Below are 14,316 nucleotides of genomic sequence, written 5' to 3' on the forward strand. Positions count from 1 at the left end.
TCTGGAATTCGTCAAAAGCCCGTGCGTCACCAACGCGATAAGGCGACCAATGGGTTCAATCTAACCAATTCGTGATCTACATTGCGCGCCATGGACGACCACACCGATCAGACCCGAAAGCCCCGCGCGGACGCCGTGCGCAATCGCGAGCGCGTGCTCGAAGCGGCGAAGCTGGTGTTCAGCGCCGGCGGTTCGGAGGCGAGCCTGGAAGCGGTGGCGAAGCGGGCCGGCGTCGGCATCGGCACGCTGTATCGGCATTTTCCGACGCGCGAGGCCTTGTTCGAGGCGGTGTACCGCCGCGAGGTCGAGCAGCTCAGCGAGCTGGCCGAGCAATTGAAGAATGCCAAGGATCCGGTCGAGGCGCTGCGGCGCTGGCTGCGATCAGGGGTCGAGTTTGTTGCGACCAAGAAGGGGATGATGGCAGCGCTCGCGCTCGCGGTGCAGAGCGGGTCGGAGCTGCATGCTTTCTCCTTCGAGCGTCTGACCAAGGCGATCGGCTCGCTGCTGGACCGCGCCATCGCAGCCGGCGAGATGCGCGCCGACATCAGCCCGGAGGATCTGCTGCGCGCCTTCTTCGGCATGTGCTACGTGCACGACCAGCCCGGCTGGCAAGAGACGGCGCTGCGCCTGCTCGACGTGTTCGTCGACGGCTTGCGCGTGCCGCCGCCCGGCAAGGCCCGCTCGTCGATGACGACAAAGCCTGCGACGAAGCGAAAGCGCTAGGCTGGAGCTTGCCGATGGGAGCCGCTGACCCCGAGCGGACTTCGCTAAACATGGAACTGTTGTCACCTAATCCGATTTAAAGGATCATTTGATACATCGCTTCGACTTGCGACATGGCAGGTTCAGGCATGGCGCCAGTTCTCAATTTGCCCCGGCTCACCAATTCGCTCAGACAGGATCGTCTGGCGCTTCAACGTGCCCGCGAGGTCGTGGCGGAGGCGACCGAGGTGCTTCAACGCTGTCCAAAGCCGGATACGTTTCTAGGCCGTAAGACTCAAGAGCCGTTTCCGAATGAGGACGAAACAAAGTTGACCAGGGTGGCGCAGCGTTCAAGCCGCGAGCCGTTTCCAAGAACGTAAAGGCTTCATTAACACACCTGAATGCACTTCCGGGCCGTGGCAGGCATATCGGCCTCATCGGAAAACCGGATTAGACAATGCTGGCCAGACCAGATGCTAGAGCGAGCCGATGGATGCGAAAAGCTTGCTGACCTAACGCGCGACAACGTGGTGGCCATAGCCTGCGCGAAGCCGCCCGGCAATGGCGAGCCATGGCCGTGCAGCAGGACTTGCTGGAGCGCGAACCGACCTGTCGCAGATCCGTAACCGCTCTGATTAGAGCAACTTCAAAGGATTGCTGCGCCGAGTTTGCTGAGATAACTTGCCTGTCATCACCGGCCAAGGCCGTGCCGTAGGCGTCGGTGGCTGAGAGACCAATCGTGCTCCCGCCTGCATCTATGCATGGGAGCGACAAATGGATCGCGCCATGGCGCTTCGCCATCTGGCGGAAGCCGAAGAGCACATTTCACTGGCCGACCGACACCTTTCCGAGCAGGAGGTTCGAATTGCGGACCTTGAGCTTTCGGGGCACGACACGAGCTTGGCTCGCGCTATCGGCGAAACATTTCGGCTGACACTGGCGCGGCACCTCGCGCACCGCGATCACATTTTGAGAGAGCTGATACCGTAGCTCTCGGCCCGTGCTTTCGAACATCCCTTCGATCAAAACGCCAACTCTGGCGCAGTATGATCTCGCCATCGGCACTAAACAGGGTAGCGCCATTTCAACGCGACGCAGGAATCAGCTTCTGGCCGATCGGCGACTTGCACGACCTCTGATGTTTGTGCCGCCGTCAGTTCAGCTGTCCTGACGCGCCGCTGGCGTTATAGGCCGCCTCGCCCTTCCCAGTAGGTTGGCGTTCCATAATACCGGTGAGTTCGCGTTTCCCAGTCTCGATCTTCCCAGGAGTCATCGCTGAACTCAGGCGCATCCCTCAGCTGTTGCTCGGTGATATTGGTTCGAAAGCCGGCAAGCGACGTGTCATATGTCAGAGCGCCCCAGGGAATGGGGTAGTGGCTGTGACCCAAGCCCACAAATCCACCAAAGCTCATGACCGCATAAGCCACGCGGCCTGACACCTTGTCGATGATGAGGTGATCAATCTCGCCGATATTCGTCCCATCTGCTCCATAGACCTCGGTACCCTCAATGTCCTCGCTTGAGATGCAGTGATGATCCGGATGGGCTGTTGCACGGGCCATGACTTTGCTCCTTGGTAAGGTGGTTTTGCCGGCTTAACTCGGCCATCGCGGAGCCGTTCCTGTCAAACTAAGGAGAACATGTCGCAACTGCCTGCTCTTTGTGTCGCTGTCCCGGATGAGTGGGCATCTGGAGCATCCAAGCCCAGCGCGTGATTTCTGAGTGCACGCCCTGGCGCCGCAGATGTGCTAGCATCGCCTCCGCCGGGATACTCAACGCGGAGCCTGTCATGCGCATCGCAGCCTTGCTGGTCGCTCTCATTGTTGCCTGTCATCACGTTTCGGCGTTTGCCGGCGATGTCGCGGCGGCCCAGAGCATCATCCGCGCCCAGGAGCAGGCCTTCGTTCGCGACGATGCGACGGCCGCTTATTCCTATGCTGCACCGGCGATCAAGGAGATCTTTCCCGCACCCGACATCTTCATGTCCATGGTGCAGAACGGCTACGCGCCGGTCTATCGTCACAAGAGTTTCGAATTTGGCGAGAGCAAGAGCGATGGCGGCTGGATCGCCCAGCGCGTCCATATCATCGATGCCAATGGCGAGGCCTGGGAGGCGCTCTACACGCTCGAGCAGCAGGGCGACGGCAGCTACAAGATCACCGGCTGCTCGCTGCTGAAGGCGGGACAGGCCGTTTAGGTGGCAAAGCCCGGGCCGGTCTTGACCGAGCCCGTCCGCGCGCGGATCAAGAGCAGCACGACGATGCCGATGTTCAGCGCATTCCAGGCGACGCCGTTGGCGAACGCTGCGGCATACGAGCCGGTGGCATCGAAGATGACGCCGGACACCCAGCCGCCGAAGGACATGCCGAACACGGACGCAAAGATCACGATGCCGACGCGGGTCGCGGCCTCGCTCGCCGGCATCGCCTCGCGCACGATGATGGCATAGCTCGGCACGATGCCGCCCTGGAACAGGCCGAACATCGCGGAGATCAGATAGAGCGAGGTCAGGCTGTCGAAGAACAGATAGAACACCAGCGCAAAGCCCTGCGCCAGCGATCCCACCAGGAGCGTGTAGATGCCGCCGATCTTGTCGGCGAGGTAGCCCGAGCCGATCCGGCTGACGATGCCGCAGCCCATCATCAAGGACAGCATCTCGGCGCCGCGCGCGACGCCATAACCGAGATCGCCGCAATAGGCGACGATGTGCACCTGCGGCATCGCCATCGCCACGCAGCAGGAGATGCTGGCAATCGAGAGCAGCACGGTCAGCGTGTTCGTCGACAGCCTGAGATCGACCCGGGGCGGCGGTGCGTTGGCATGATCGTGAACCGTGTCGCGGCCCATCTGTGCGCGCAGGATCAGCACCAGCACCGTCATCAGGCCGGCGCAGACGATGCCGATGCCGATATGGGTATAGCGCCAGCCGATCTCCTGCGTGCCCCAGCTCACGATCGGCGGCCACATCGCGCCGGCGACATAATTGCCGCTGGCGACAATGGTCACCGCCAGTCCGCGATAGCGTTCGAACCAATGCGAGGCTTCGGCCATCAGCGGCGCAAAGGTCGCGGAGGTGCCGAGCCCGATGAAGAAATAAGCCGCCACGAACTGCCAGAGCTGGCCCGACAGGCCGGCGAGCACATTGGCAATGCCGAGGAAGGCGATGCTGATCGCCATCGCCGGCACGATGCCGAACCGGTCGGTGATCTTGCCGGCGATCACGCCGCCGAGCCCGAAGCCGAACATCATGAGGGTGAAGGCCAGCGACACCGCGCCGCGCGTGGCAGCGAATTCGGCCTGCACGATCGGAATCACGACCACGACGGCCCACATGCCGACGGCGCCAATCGAGCCGATCACGAGGGCAAGGACGAGCCGCACCCAGGCCTGACGGGAGTCAGGGGTGAAGGCGTCAGGTGTTTGTCCTGGATGATTTGGCGCGTGCACGGGCAGGACCATGTTCGCGGATCGCCGTATGGTCAAGCAGCTTGCCGCGATATTGGGCATGCGCGGTGCGCTGCGGTAATAAGGTCTTGGCGAATGCGTCTTTTGCCATTAGTTTGCAACAAGCGTGTGCAACATTGCCGCGCGAGGAGCCTATCAGCGGGATGTTAATGCGATTGACGCGATCGGCGCGGATCAGGGCGGGGCGGATCATCGCCCTCGCCTATCTGTTCTGCGTGCTCGCGCCGGCCGCGAGCCTCGCCTGGGGCAGTGCTGCGCCCTGCCTTGGCGACGAGGCCTTGGCTGACCTCGTTCCGGCGCATCATCACATGGCTGCGAGCCATGGTATGGCTGCGAGCCATGGCGACGTTCCGCACGAGCATGCGGGCACCTCTTCCCAGACCGCCGCAAAGGACGCGCCAGCTCCGAATCATCATGACGGCAAGGGAACAGTGGGCCCCTGCTGTGCGATGATGTGCGTCAGCGCGCTGCCGGCCGATCTGCCCAGCGTCGCCATGCCGGTCCGGCCGATATCGACCTGTGCGCCCGAGATCGTGCCCAGCCTGCACAGCGCCGCGCCGCCCCAGCACTACCGTCCCCCCATCGCCTGATCTGACACGACGGCGTCGGTTTCGATGCGCGCTTCTGCGCGCGCGAACCTGTGGTCTCCAGATCAGGAATTAAGACATGGTTGCGCTTTCCGGGGCGAAATCTGCCGCATCTGCGGTGGGTGATCGACACTCACGTTTCATTTGGCTGCTGCTGGCCTTGGGTGCCCTGTCCGGCTGCATGCCGGCAACGACGCACATGGCCAGCGCGGATCCGGCCGATCCGGCGGCGAAGATGGCCCCCGTAACCTATCGCTCGACCATCGCGCCCTATACCAGCCTGCGGCCAGCGACGCCGGCACCCTGGCGCGGCCGCAACGAGGCGGTGACGCCGCAGCCGAAGCAAGAGCGGTAGGAGCGCGCCATGTCACAGCATTTTACGCGAGGCCTGCTCGTGCTCGCGGCGCTCGGACTTTCCGGCTGCGCCGCGTTCTCGCCCGACAGCGGCATGAGCGCGGTCTCGGATCTGACGAGCCAGGCCATCAACAAGGACGTCGCCTTCGTGCGCTCGGCCGAGGGTGCCGCCGCAGTCGATGCCCGCGTCCGCCAGCTGCTCTCGCGCACGCTCAGCGTCGACGCCGCCGTGCAGATCGCACTGCTCAACAACAAGGGACTGCAGGCCGCCTACAACGAGCTGGCGCTGGCGGAGACCGACCTGGTCGAGCAGAGCCTGCCGGCCAATCCGGTGTTCGCAGTCTCTCGCATCACCGGCAATGGCGCCAGCGAGATCGAGCGCCAAGTGGTCGGCGACATCCTCGCGCTCGCCACCCTGCCGTTCCGGTCCGAGATCGCTCGGGAACGCTTCCGCGGAGCGCAGCTGCGCGCCGCGCTGGCGACGCTGCGGCTCGCCTCGGACGTGCGCCGCGCCTATGTCCGTGCGGTTGCCGCCAACGAGATGGTGGGGCTGCTGACCGACGCGAAGGCGACGGCGGAATCGACCGCACAGCTCGCGCTCAAGCTCGGCGAGACCGGCTCGCTCAACAAGCTCGACCAGGCCCGCGAGCAGGTGTTCTATGCCGAGACCACCGCCGACCTCGCCACCGCGCGGCAGATGGCTGCGAGCGCGCGCGAAAGGCTGGCGCGCCTGATGGGGCTGTGGGACGACGGTCTCGACTTCCGCCTGCCCAATCAGCTGCCGCCGTTGCCGCGCCGGCCGCTGGCCCTCCCCACGATCGAGGCCGATGCAGTCGCGCATCGCCTCGACCTGCAGGTCGCGCGGCTGGAGCTGGCCGCGCTGGCGAAGGCGCTGAACCTCACCGAGGCGACGCGCTTTGTGACGCTGCTCGATATCGCCGGCATCTCCCGCCGCACCCAGGATCCGGAAGGGCCGCCGTTCCGCGAGCGCGGCTTCGACCTGCAGTTCCAGATTCCGATCTTCGACGGCGGCGAGGTGCGCGTGCGCCAGGCCGCCGAGACCTACAACCTCGCGTTCAATCGCCTGACCGAGCGGGCCGTTAATGTGCGCTCCGAGGCGCGCGACGCCTATCGCGTCTACCGCTCCACTTACGACATCGCCGGCCACTACCAGCGCGAGATCATCCCGTTGCGAAAGATCATCACCGAGGAGATGCAGCTGCGCTTCTCCAGCATGCAGGTCGACATCTTCGCGCTGCTCACCGAAGCGCGGCAGCGCCTCGCGGCGCTGCGCGGCGCGATCGACGCCAGGCAGAGATTCTTCCTCGCCCAGGCCGATCTGCAGACCGCGGTCAACGGCGGCGGTCTGCCCGCCGGCGGCGCCGACAATCCAACCACCGTTGCCGCGGCAGCTCCTGCCGAAGGCGGCGGCCACTAAAGACGGAGGCCAAGATGTTTTCTCGCCGAGGATTTTTAGGGACCGCCGCGCTTGTCGGCGCATCGGCCATTCAAGGCCGCGTCCAGGCCGCGTCTATCCCGGAAGCCCCCACCATGGACAAGGTGGTGATGCAGCCGCCGCTGCATCCGACCAGCGGCCCGGATTATCGCCCCGTGGTCACGCTGAACGGCTGGTCGCTGCCGTTCCGCATGAACGGCGACTGGAAGGAATTCCATCTCGTCGCCGAGCCGGTGGTTCGCGAGTTCGCCGAGGGCATGAAGGTGAATTTGTGGGGCTACAACGGGCAATCGCCGGGCCCGACCATCGAGGCCGTCGAGGGCGACAAGGTCCGCATCTTCGTCACCAACAGACTGCCCGAATACACCACCGTGCACTGGCACGGCATGATCATCCCGAGCGGCATGGACGGCGTCGGCGGGCTGAACCAGCCGCACATCCAGCCGGGCAAGACCTTCGTCTACGAATTCGAGATGAAGAAGAGCGGGACCTTCATGTACCACCCGCATTCCGACGAAATGGTGCAGATGGCGATGGGCATGATGGGCATGTTCATCGTGCATCCGCGCGACCCGAACTTCCGCGCCGTCGACCGCGACTTCGTGTTCGTGATGAGCACCTATCGCGTCGACCCCGGCACCTATCTGCCGCACGTCAACGAGATGACGGACTTCAACATGTGGACCTGGAACGCGCGGGTCTTTCCCGGCATCGATCCCTTGCCGGTCAGGCTCGGCGACAAGGTACGCGTGCGTATCGGCAATCTCAGCATGACCAACCATCCGATCCATTTGCATGGCCACAGCTTTGCGGTGACCTGCACCGATGGCGGCTGGATTCAAGAGAGCGCGCAGATCCCGGAGACGACCACCGACGTCCCGGTCGGCGCCATCAGGGTGTTCGACGTGCTCGCCGACAATCCCGGCGACTGGGCGTTCCATTGCCACAAGTCGCACCACACCATGAATTCGATGGGACACGACGTGCGCAACCTGATCGGCGTGTCGCGCAAGGACCTCGCCAAGGCCGTCGGCAAGCTCGCGCCCGACGGCATGGCCATGGGCTCGACCGGCATGGCGATGGGCAACATGGAGATGCCTGCTCCCGACAACACGCTGCCGATGATGACCGGCACCGGCCAGTTCGGGCCGATCGAGATGGGCGGTATGTTCACGGTGATGAAGATCCGCGAGGACCTCGCGCGCGACGATTACCGCGATCCCGGTCCGTACAAATTCCCGAAAGGCACTGTCGCCTACGAAGTCGCCGCACCCACCCCGGAGCCAGCGCGGCAGAAATCCGGCAGTCCGCCGATGAAGCACAAGATGTGAGCGTTTCGATGAACCACCAACCGGAGACCACGATGAAGACCACGATCAGGCTCGCCCTCGCGCTGGCTGCGCTTTCCACCGCGCCAGCCTTTGCGCACGACAAGCACGGGCACGGAAACTATTCAGCCGGCGAGCCCGGCGATCCCAAGAAGCCCGCGCGCACCATCGAGATCCTGATGAACGAGATGGACTACACGCCCGCGAAAATCGAGGTAAAGCGCGGAGAGCAGATCCGATTCGTGCTGCGCAATGTCGGCAAGGAGGACCACGAATTCCTGCTGGCCACGACCAAGGAGAACCTCGCGCATGCGGACCAGATGAAGAAGCATCCGCACATGGAGCACGACGAGCCTAATGCGGCGCGGCTTGCCCCAAAGAAGACGACCGAGATCCTCTGGAAGTTCAGCAAGCGCGGCACCTTCGAATATTCGTGCCTCATTCCCGACCATCGCGAGTACGGCATGGTCGGCCAGGTCACCGTGAAGTAACGCGAAAGGAGATCCACATGAACCGCATCATCCGTATCGCTTCGGCGCTGGCGCTGACCGTCGGCCTTGCGACTGCAACCCTCGCCGCCGAAGGCGCGGCGATCAGCGGCGAGGTGAAGAAGATCGACGAAGGCGCCGGCAAGATCACGCTCAAGCACGGACCGGCGAAGAGCCTCGGCATGGAGGACCCCATGACCATGGTCTATCGGGTCAAGGATCCCGCCATGCTCAAGCAGGTGAAGGTCGGCGACAAGATCACCTTCGAGGCCGAGGAAGCGGCGTCGGGCTACACGGTGACCAAGATGCAGAAGGCGAAGTAGGGCAGCCTCGCCTGCCCGTCATTCCGGGGCGCGCCTCTTGGCGCGAGCCCGGAATCCATTTCACCACCATGCCTGCGGCCCGATGGATTCCGGGCTCGATGCTCCGCATCGCCCCGGAATGACAACCCGCCCCCGAAACATCCCGGTCTGAGCTCCTCCCACCCCCTCCGTTAACCCTTTGCTAACCATACACCCGGCAAGAATTGCCGGGTGAAGTCGAGTGTCGTCGGCCGCGTTTAGAACGGGAGCTCCCGTGGACGCCAGTGCGGTGCCTCACTTTCGGAACGGCGGCCCGTCGGCCGCCGCGCAGACGTTTGGGGCGCGCGGACGGCAGTCGCGCGGGGAGGCAGCTACCATGGTCGACGTCACGGCAGGACAGGGCGTAGGCAGCGCAAGGCCCTCGATCCCTTCCCTCAATGACATCGTCACCGTCCTCAAGCGCGGCGACATCGCGCTGGCGCTCGGCGTTCTCACCATCCTGGTGGTGCTGATCCTGCCGCTGCCCGCGATCGTGCTGGACGTGTTCCTGGCGATCTCGATCACGCTCTCGATCCTGATCCTGATGACGTCGCTGTTCATCCAGACGCCGCTGGAGTTCTCGGCCTTCCCGACCGTCCTCCTGATCTCGACTATGCTGCGGCTCTCGCTCAACATGGCCTCAACCCGGCTGATCCTGTCGCACGGGCACGAGGGCACGGCCGCCGCCGGTCACGTCATCGAGGCCTTCGGCAACTTCGTGATGGGCGGCAACTTCGTCATCGGCATCATCGTCTTCGCCATCCTGATCATCGTCAATTTCGTCGTCATCACCAAGGGCTCGGGCCGCATCGCCGAAGTCGCCGCCCGCTTCCACCTCGACGCCATGCCCGGCAAGCAGATGGCGATCGACGCCGACCTCGGCGCCGGCCTGATCGACGAGAAGGTCGCCAAGGAGCGGCGCAAGGAGCTCGAGGACGAGAGCGGCTTCTTCGGCGCCATGGACGGCGCCTCCAAGTTCGTCCGGGGCGACGCCATCGCCGGCCTCCTGGTCGTGTTCATCAACGTCGTCGGCGGCATCATCATCGGCGTCGCGCAGCAGGGCATGTCCTTCGCCGACGCCGGCCGTACCTACACGCTGCTGACCGTCGGTGACGGCCTCGTCACCCAGGTGCCGGCGCTGATCGTCTCGACCGCGGCCGGCCTGCTCGTCTCCAAGGCCGGCGTCTCCGGCGCGGCCGACAAGGCGCTGATGAAGCAGTTCTCCGGCTATCCGCAGGCGCTGGCGATGTCCTCGGCGGTGATGCTGGTGCTGGCGGCGCTGCCGGGCATTCCGACCCTGCCCTTCCTCGCGCTCGGCGCCGGCGCCGGCGCGCTGGCCTGGAACGCCCGCAACCGCAATCGGGTGGCGGCCAAGGCCGAAGCAGCCGTTCATGCGGCGCCCGCGCCGGGAACGCCGGGTGCGCCAGGCGCTGCCGCGACCGAAGAGCCGATCTCGGCCGCGCTCAAGATCGACGACCTCAAGATCGAGCTCGGCTACGCCCTGCTGCCGCTGGTCAACGGCCCCGACGGCACCGACCGCCTCACCGAGCAGATCAAGGCGCTGCGCCGCTCGCTCGCGATCGAGATGGGCTTCGTGATGCCGGCGGTGCGCATCCTCGACAACGTCCAGCTCGAGGCCAACACCTACATCATCAAGATCAAGGAGGTCGACGCCGGCACCGGCAAGATCTGGCCGAACCAGTTCATGGTCATGGATCCCGGCGGCAGCCAGGTGCAGGTGCCCGGCATCCACACCACCGAGCCGACCTTCGGCCTGCCCGCAACCTGGGTCGATGCCAGCCTCAAGGAAGAGGCCTCGCTCAAGGGCTACACGGTCGTCGACGCCGCGACCGTGCTCTCGACCCATCTCACCGAGCTGCTCAAGGCCAACATGTCGGACCTGTTGTCCTACGGCGAGGTGCAGAAGCTGCTCAAGGAGCTGCCGAAGGAGCAGAGCGAGCTGGTCAAGGACATCGTCCCGGGCCAGGTCACGGTCTCCGGCATCCAGCGCGTGCTGCAGCTGCTGCTCGCCGAGCGCATCTCGATCCGCGACCTCTCCACCATCCTCGAAGGCATCGCGGATTCGCTCGCCTTCTCGCGCAACCCTGCGACCATGGTCGAGCACGTCCGCGCGCGGCTGGCGCGGCAGATCTGCGCGCAGAACACCTCTTACGCCGGCTATCTGCCGCTGATCGCACTGTCGGCGAAATGGGAGCAGGCTTTTGCCGAATCCATCATCGGCCAGGGCGAGGAGCGGAGCCTTGCCATGCAGCCCTCGAAACTCTCGGAATTCATGACTGCCGTGCGCGAGGCCTTCGAGCGCGCCGCCCGCGAAGGCGAGGCGCCGGTGCTGGTCACCTCCGCTTCCATTCGGCCCTTCGTGCGCTCCCTGGTGGAACGGTTCCGGGCCCAGACCACCGTGCTGTCTCAGGCCGAAATCCACCCCAGGGCGAGGCTGAAAACCGTCGGAAGCATCTGATTTGCCTTAAGAAGCCGTGTGTTTTTCAGCCACAGGCAAATGGTTTTTGAGTTCCTGGCGCCTTGTCGACCAAGGCCTCAAAAACCCGGCACTAGGCTCATTACAGCTTTGAAATAATTATGTAAAAGAACGATCAAGGGTCGCCTTTGATCGCGATCTATCACGTCATATCACGCCCTTGTGATGGCCCCTTGGGAACGAATCCCCCCGATACTAGGTTGATGGGCACCGGAAGCATGAACCTGCCTCAAATGGCCGGCGACTACTTCGGGTAGATGGCGGCAGGAGGCTTCCATGAACCACTCGATCTACAGCGCAGATCGCGCGACCCATTTGAAAATCGTGGTCGTCGCCCTCGTCGCAGGGATCGCGGTGGCTGGCCTCGGCATTACGGCACGCTCGGGTTCGGATGAAGGCCTGACCCAGACCGCCCGCGTCATCAAGGCCGGCAAGCCGGTCGTTGTCACCAGTTCGAACGCGTCCCTCGTTCGCTAAGGAGATCTGACGAGTTTTGTGAATTCACGCGGCTCTTTACCAGCCCCCCAAAGTCGCCACGTGGATATGTAGACGACCCCAACCCCAAGTCGACTACAGAAAGCGCCCGCCCCCCACGGGCGCTTTCCCATTTCTGGTATCTCGTCATTGCGAGCGCACGCGCGTCCAATTCGTCATTGCGAGCGCAGCGAAGCAATCCAGACTGCCTCCGCGGAAAGACTCTGGATTGCTTCGCTGCGCTCGCAATGACGGAGCAAGCGGCACGGCCCTGCCTGCCAACTACCTTCCCCCATACGTCGGCGGCGGCGCCTGCACGGTCGGCGCGGCCGCCGCGAACAGCTCGTCCTTGTGCCCCGAGAGCGGCGGATAGATGCGCTTGCGGTTGATGGTCTGTTTGGTCGCCTTTGCCGCCGCGCCGGTGGCACGGACCTCGCGATTCCATCCTTCGGTATAGAGCGCGCCCCAGCCGCCGAGGTCGAGCACGGTGACGTACCAGTCGATCCGCAGCGGCAGCATGGGCAGGCCGACGAGATCGGCGACCACGTTGTGGCCGGCGAAGCGGCCCATGGGACGGGCGAACTGGCAGGACATCACCGTCGGATGCAGCCCGTCGATCACGCTCGAGGCGACATCGCCGGCCGCGAACACGCCGCCGACATCGGCCACGCGCATGAAGGGATCGACGAGGAGGCGCCCGAGGGAATCGCGCCCGCCCGGAAAGCTCGCCGCCAAAGGGCTTGCCCGCATGCCCGCGCACCAGATCACCGTCTGCGACGGAATGAATTCGCCCGAGCTCAGGCGCATGCCCGCGGCCTCGATCGCGGCGACACGCACGCCGAGCCGCGTCTCGATGTCGAGCGAAGCCAGGGCCGTCTCGATCACCGGGCGCGCGTTCGCGCCGATGCTGGCGCCGACGCTCGGATTGGGATCGACCAGGATGATGCGGCGGCTGCCGGTGATCCCTGCGCGCGCCAACCGGTCCGGCATCTCAGCTGCGACTTCGATGCCGGTGAAGCCGGCGCCGACCACGACCACCGTTGAATGGCCCGGAGACGGCGCGCTGCGTCCGAGCGAAACCAGATGATCTTCAAGGCGGAGCGCCGCGGCATAGGTGTCGACGTCGAAGGCGTGTGCGGCCAGGCCGGGAATATCGGGGCGCATCACCGCGCTGCCGAGCGCCAGCACGAGGCGGTCATAGTGCAGCGTCTCCTTGCCGGCGCTGGTGACGAGCGAGATTTCGCGCCGGGCCGGATCGATCGCCTCGACCTCGCCAAGGCCGTGGCTGACGCCGATCGGATCGAGCAGTTGCGGAAGCGGAAGCGCGACCTCGGCGAGATCGGCCTCGTAATTGCGCACGCGGATATTGTGATAGGGATTGCGGTCGACGAGACGGATCTCGATGTCGCGATCGCTCGCACCGATCTCCTCGCGCTTGCGCGCGGCGCCGATGGCCGCCCACAACCCCGCAAACCCGGCGCCGAGCACGACGATACGCGCCATCTCCGCCTACTGCACTTTCCCGAGGAAACCTGCGGCCTGCCCGCGGAGACAGACTAGCGCAACAACAGGCGCCGACCAAATGCGGCGGCGTCCGCGCCGCTGCACAAAATCGCGATTTACGCCTCGCGCAGCTCAGACGGCGTCGTGCCGAAGCGCTTGCGGAAGGCGCGGTTGAAGTAGGACAGATCGGAGAAGCCGGAGGAATGCGCGATGTCGCTGATCTTGCGCATCCTGGCGCGGGGATCGCCGAGCAGCTTGCGCGCGTGGAGCAGGCGCTGCTCCAGCACGAATTCGGTGAAGGTCGTGCCGGCCTGCTCGAACAGGCGCTGGGCCTGGCGCGGGCTCAGGCCCGAGCGCGTCGCAACTTCGGCGAGGCAGAGATCGTTACGGCCGAGTGCGGCCATGACGTCGGCGCGCATGAGATCGAGGCGCGCCGCCGCCTGCCCGCGGCCGCGGGCGCGGCTTGCGTGCTCGGCATCGGTGCCGAGCAGGAGACCGACGAGATCGACCATGTGCTGCGCGGTCAGGCGCTGGCCGACCGCATCGAGATGCGGCGCGTGATTGGCGGCGAGCGCGTGGTAGCGGAAGATGGTCTCGGCGACCGCGCCGTCGACGAGCACCTGCGAGAGCTTGTCCTCGGCGCGTGGATTGATGTCGAGCAGCGCACGGCGCGGCATGCGAATGCTGGTGAAGCGGTCGGCCTCGGTGTGGCCGACGGTCCCGGTCACGCTCATGTCGACGAGCACCATCTGGGCGGGCGTGAGCTCGACGGTGTGGCCGTTTTGCCCGACGCGGACGAGCCCTGCGTGGGCCGCGATCAGGACGAGATCGTCGCTGCCGTCGGCAAGGTGGCTCTGCGTGCGGGAATATTGCGCCGAGGCGCCTTCCGGAATGGCGAGCGTGATGTTGTCGACGACGCTGATTTGCAGCCGGCAATCGATGCTGTCGCCATGGCTCGGCCCGATATCGAGGCCGCAGCGACCGACGGCCCGCTCGCGCCAATGCTCGAAGGCCGGACCGTGCGGCAGGCCTGCATATTGGTGAAGGAAGATGCCCGACGTTCTCGCTGCATCCATCTGATTTTCTCGCCCTTTCCGGCATCAATCGCGTTCAAATTCCGG

General features: G+C 64.9%; 15 protein-coding genes. 11 read left to right on the forward strand and 4 right to left on the reverse strand.

Going from position 1 to position 14,316, the window contains the following annotated elements:
- The first annotated feature begins 90 nt into the window (after positions 1 to 90).
- Positions 91 to 723, forward strand: coding sequence for a TetR/AcrR family transcriptional regulator (locus ACTEK7_RS23335; RefSeq protein ID WP_225147777.1), 633 nt, complete (start codon positions 91 to 93; stop codon positions 721 to 723).
- A gap of 753 nt (positions 724 to 1,476) precedes the next feature.
- On the forward strand, positions 1,477 to 1,692 hold the full coding sequence (locus ACTEK7_RS23340; RefSeq protein ID WP_036011828.1) for a hypothetical protein: 216 nt from the start codon (positions 1,477 to 1,479) through the stop codon (positions 1,690 to 1,692).
- Positions 1,693 to 1,886: 194 nt separating this feature from the next.
- Here the strand turns inward: ACTEK7_RS23340 and ACTEK7_RS23345 are convergent, their stop codons facing one another.
- Positions 1,887 to 2,264, reverse strand: coding sequence for a PRC-barrel domain-containing protein (locus tag ACTEK7_RS23345; RefSeq protein WP_051057095.1), 378 nt, complete (start codon positions 2,262 to 2,264; stop codon positions 1,887 to 1,889).
- A gap of 227 nt (positions 2,265 to 2,491) precedes the next feature.
- Here ACTEK7_RS23345 and ACTEK7_RS23350 point away from each other — a divergent pair, with 227 nt between their 5' ends.
- Positions 2,492 to 2,899 carry a DUF4864 domain-containing protein gene (locus ACTEK7_RS23350; RefSeq protein WP_225147778.1) on the forward strand — a complete coding sequence of 136 codons (408 nt, stop codon included), beginning with the start codon at positions 2,492 to 2,494 and terminating at the stop codon, positions 2,897 to 2,899.
- On the opposite strand, the gene ACTEK7_RS23355 is transcribed toward ACTEK7_RS23350, so the two are convergent.
- A complete protein-coding gene (locus ACTEK7_RS23355) occupies positions 2,896 to 4,161 on the reverse strand; it encodes an MFS transporter (RefSeq protein WP_225147779.1) in 1,266 nt (421 codons plus the stop codon). The genes ACTEK7_RS23350 and ACTEK7_RS23355 overlap by 4 nt on opposite strands.
- A gap of 149 nt (positions 4,162 to 4,310) precedes the next feature.
- Here ACTEK7_RS23355 and ACTEK7_RS23360 point away from each other — a divergent pair, with 149 nt between their 5' ends.
- From ACTEK7_RS23360 to ACTEK7_RS23395, 8 genes are all read left to right on the forward strand, one after another.
- The gene (locus ACTEK7_RS23360) at positions 4,311 to 4,757 is read left to right on the forward strand and encodes a hypothetical protein (protein ID WP_225147780.1); all 447 of its coding nucleotides are present in this window, start codon (positions 4,311 to 4,313) and stop codon (positions 4,755 to 4,757) included.
- A gap of 76 nt (positions 4,758 to 4,833) precedes the next feature.
- Entirely contained in the window at positions 4,834 to 5,109 is a 276-nt protein-coding gene (locus tag ACTEK7_RS23365) for a hypothetical protein (RefSeq protein ID WP_225147781.1), read from the forward strand.
- 9 nt (positions 5,110 to 5,118) lie between these two features.
- The gene (locus tag ACTEK7_RS23370; protein WP_225147782.1) at positions 5,119 to 6,546 is read left to right on the forward strand and encodes a TolC family protein; all 1,428 of its coding nucleotides are present in this window, start codon (positions 5,119 to 5,121) and stop codon (positions 6,544 to 6,546) included.
- Between the two features lie 14 nt (positions 6,547 to 6,560).
- A complete protein-coding gene (locus ACTEK7_RS23375; RefSeq protein WP_225147783.1) occupies positions 6,561 to 7,895 on the forward strand; it encodes a multicopper oxidase family protein in 1,335 nt (444 codons plus the stop codon).
- Positions 7,896 to 7,927: 32 nt separating this feature from the next.
- The gene (locus tag ACTEK7_RS23380; RefSeq protein ID WP_036011860.1) at positions 7,928 to 8,383 is read left to right on the forward strand and encodes a cupredoxin domain-containing protein; all 456 of its coding nucleotides are present in this window, start codon (positions 7,928 to 7,930) and stop codon (positions 8,381 to 8,383) included.
- Positions 8,384 to 8,400: 17 nt separating this feature from the next.
- On the forward strand, positions 8,401 to 8,703 hold the full coding sequence (locus tag ACTEK7_RS23385) for a copper-binding protein (RefSeq protein ID WP_057027389.1): 303 nt from the start codon (positions 8,401 to 8,403) through the stop codon (positions 8,701 to 8,703).
- Positions 8,704 to 9,058: 355 nt separating this feature from the next.
- Complete coding sequence (gene flhA / locus ACTEK7_RS23390; protein WP_036036007.1) at positions 9,059 to 11,200, forward strand: flagellar biosynthesis protein FlhA; 2,142 nt, start codon at positions 9,059 to 9,061, stop codon at positions 11,198 to 11,200.
- A gap of 294 nt (positions 11,201 to 11,494) precedes the next feature.
- Positions 11,495 to 11,695, forward strand: a complete 201-nt coding sequence (locus ACTEK7_RS23395) for a hypothetical protein (protein WP_036011854.1) — start codon at positions 11,495 to 11,497, stop codon at positions 11,693 to 11,695.
- Positions 11,696 to 11,974: 279 nt separating this feature from the next.
- On the opposite strand, the gene ACTEK7_RS23400 is transcribed toward ACTEK7_RS23395, so the two are convergent.
- Positions 11,975 to 13,195 (reverse strand): NAD(P)/FAD-dependent oxidoreductase, encoded by a 1,221-nt coding sequence (locus ACTEK7_RS23400; protein ID WP_225147784.1) that lies wholly within the window; start codon positions 13,193 to 13,195, stop codon positions 11,975 to 11,977.
- Between the two features lie 116 nt (positions 13,196 to 13,311).
- Positions 13,312 to 14,271: a helix-turn-helix transcriptional regulator gene (locus ACTEK7_RS23405; RefSeq protein ID WP_225147785.1), complete on the reverse strand. Its 960-nt coding sequence runs from the start codon at positions 14,269 to 14,271 to the stop codon at positions 13,312 to 13,314.
- Positions 14,272 to 14,316 lie beyond the last annotated feature (45 nt).

This window comes from Bradyrhizobium sp. JHI2711, from assembly GCF_056156565.1.

Coding starts and splice junctions, on each gene's coding strand:
- ACTEK7_RS23335 (WP_225147777.1), top strand. CDS start 91: ATGGACGACCACACCGATCAGACCCGAAAGCCCCGCGCGGACGCCGTG.
- ACTEK7_RS23340 (WP_036011828.1), top strand. CDS start 1,477: ATGGATCGCGCCATGGCGCTTCGCCATCTGGCGGAAGCCGAAGAGCAC.
- ACTEK7_RS23345 (WP_051057095.1), bottom strand. CDS start 2,264: ATGGCCCGTGCAACAGCCCATCCGGATCATCACTGCATCTCAAGCGAG.
- ACTEK7_RS23350 (WP_225147778.1), top strand. CDS start 2,492: ATGCGCATCGCAGCCTTGCTGGTCGCTCTCATTGTTGCCTGTCATCAC.
- ACTEK7_RS23355 (WP_225147779.1), bottom strand. CDS start 4,161: ATGGTCCTGCCCGTGCACGCGCCAAATCATCCAGGACAAACACCTGAC.
- ACTEK7_RS23360 (WP_225147780.1), top strand. CDS start 4,311: ATGTTAATGCGATTGACGCGATCGGCGCGGATCAGGGCGGGGCGGATC.
- ACTEK7_RS23365 (WP_225147781.1), top strand. CDS start 4,834: ATGGTTGCGCTTTCCGGGGCGAAATCTGCCGCATCTGCGGTGGGTGAT.
- ACTEK7_RS23370 (WP_225147782.1), top strand. CDS start 5,119: ATGTCACAGCATTTTACGCGAGGCCTGCTCGTGCTCGCGGCGCTCGGA.
- ACTEK7_RS23375 (WP_225147783.1), top strand. CDS start 6,561: ATGTTTTCTCGCCGAGGATTTTTAGGGACCGCCGCGCTTGTCGGCGCA.
- ACTEK7_RS23380 (WP_036011860.1), top strand. CDS start 7,928: ATGAAGACCACGATCAGGCTCGCCCTCGCGCTGGCTGCGCTTTCCACC.
- ACTEK7_RS23385 (WP_057027389.1), top strand. CDS start 8,401: ATGAACCGCATCATCCGTATCGCTTCGGCGCTGGCGCTGACCGTCGGC.
- flhA (WP_036036007.1), top strand. CDS start 9,059: ATGGTCGACGTCACGGCAGGACAGGGCGTAGGCAGCGCAAGGCCCTCG.
- ACTEK7_RS23395 (WP_036011854.1), top strand. CDS start 11,495: ATGAACCACTCGATCTACAGCGCAGATCGCGCGACCCATTTGAAAATC.
- ACTEK7_RS23400 (WP_225147784.1), bottom strand. CDS start 13,195: ATGGCGCGTATCGTCGTGCTCGGCGCCGGGTTTGCGGGGTTGTGGGCG.
- ACTEK7_RS23405 (WP_225147785.1), bottom strand. CDS start 14,271: ATGGATGCAGCGAGAACGTCGGGCATCTTCCTTCACCAATATGCAGGC.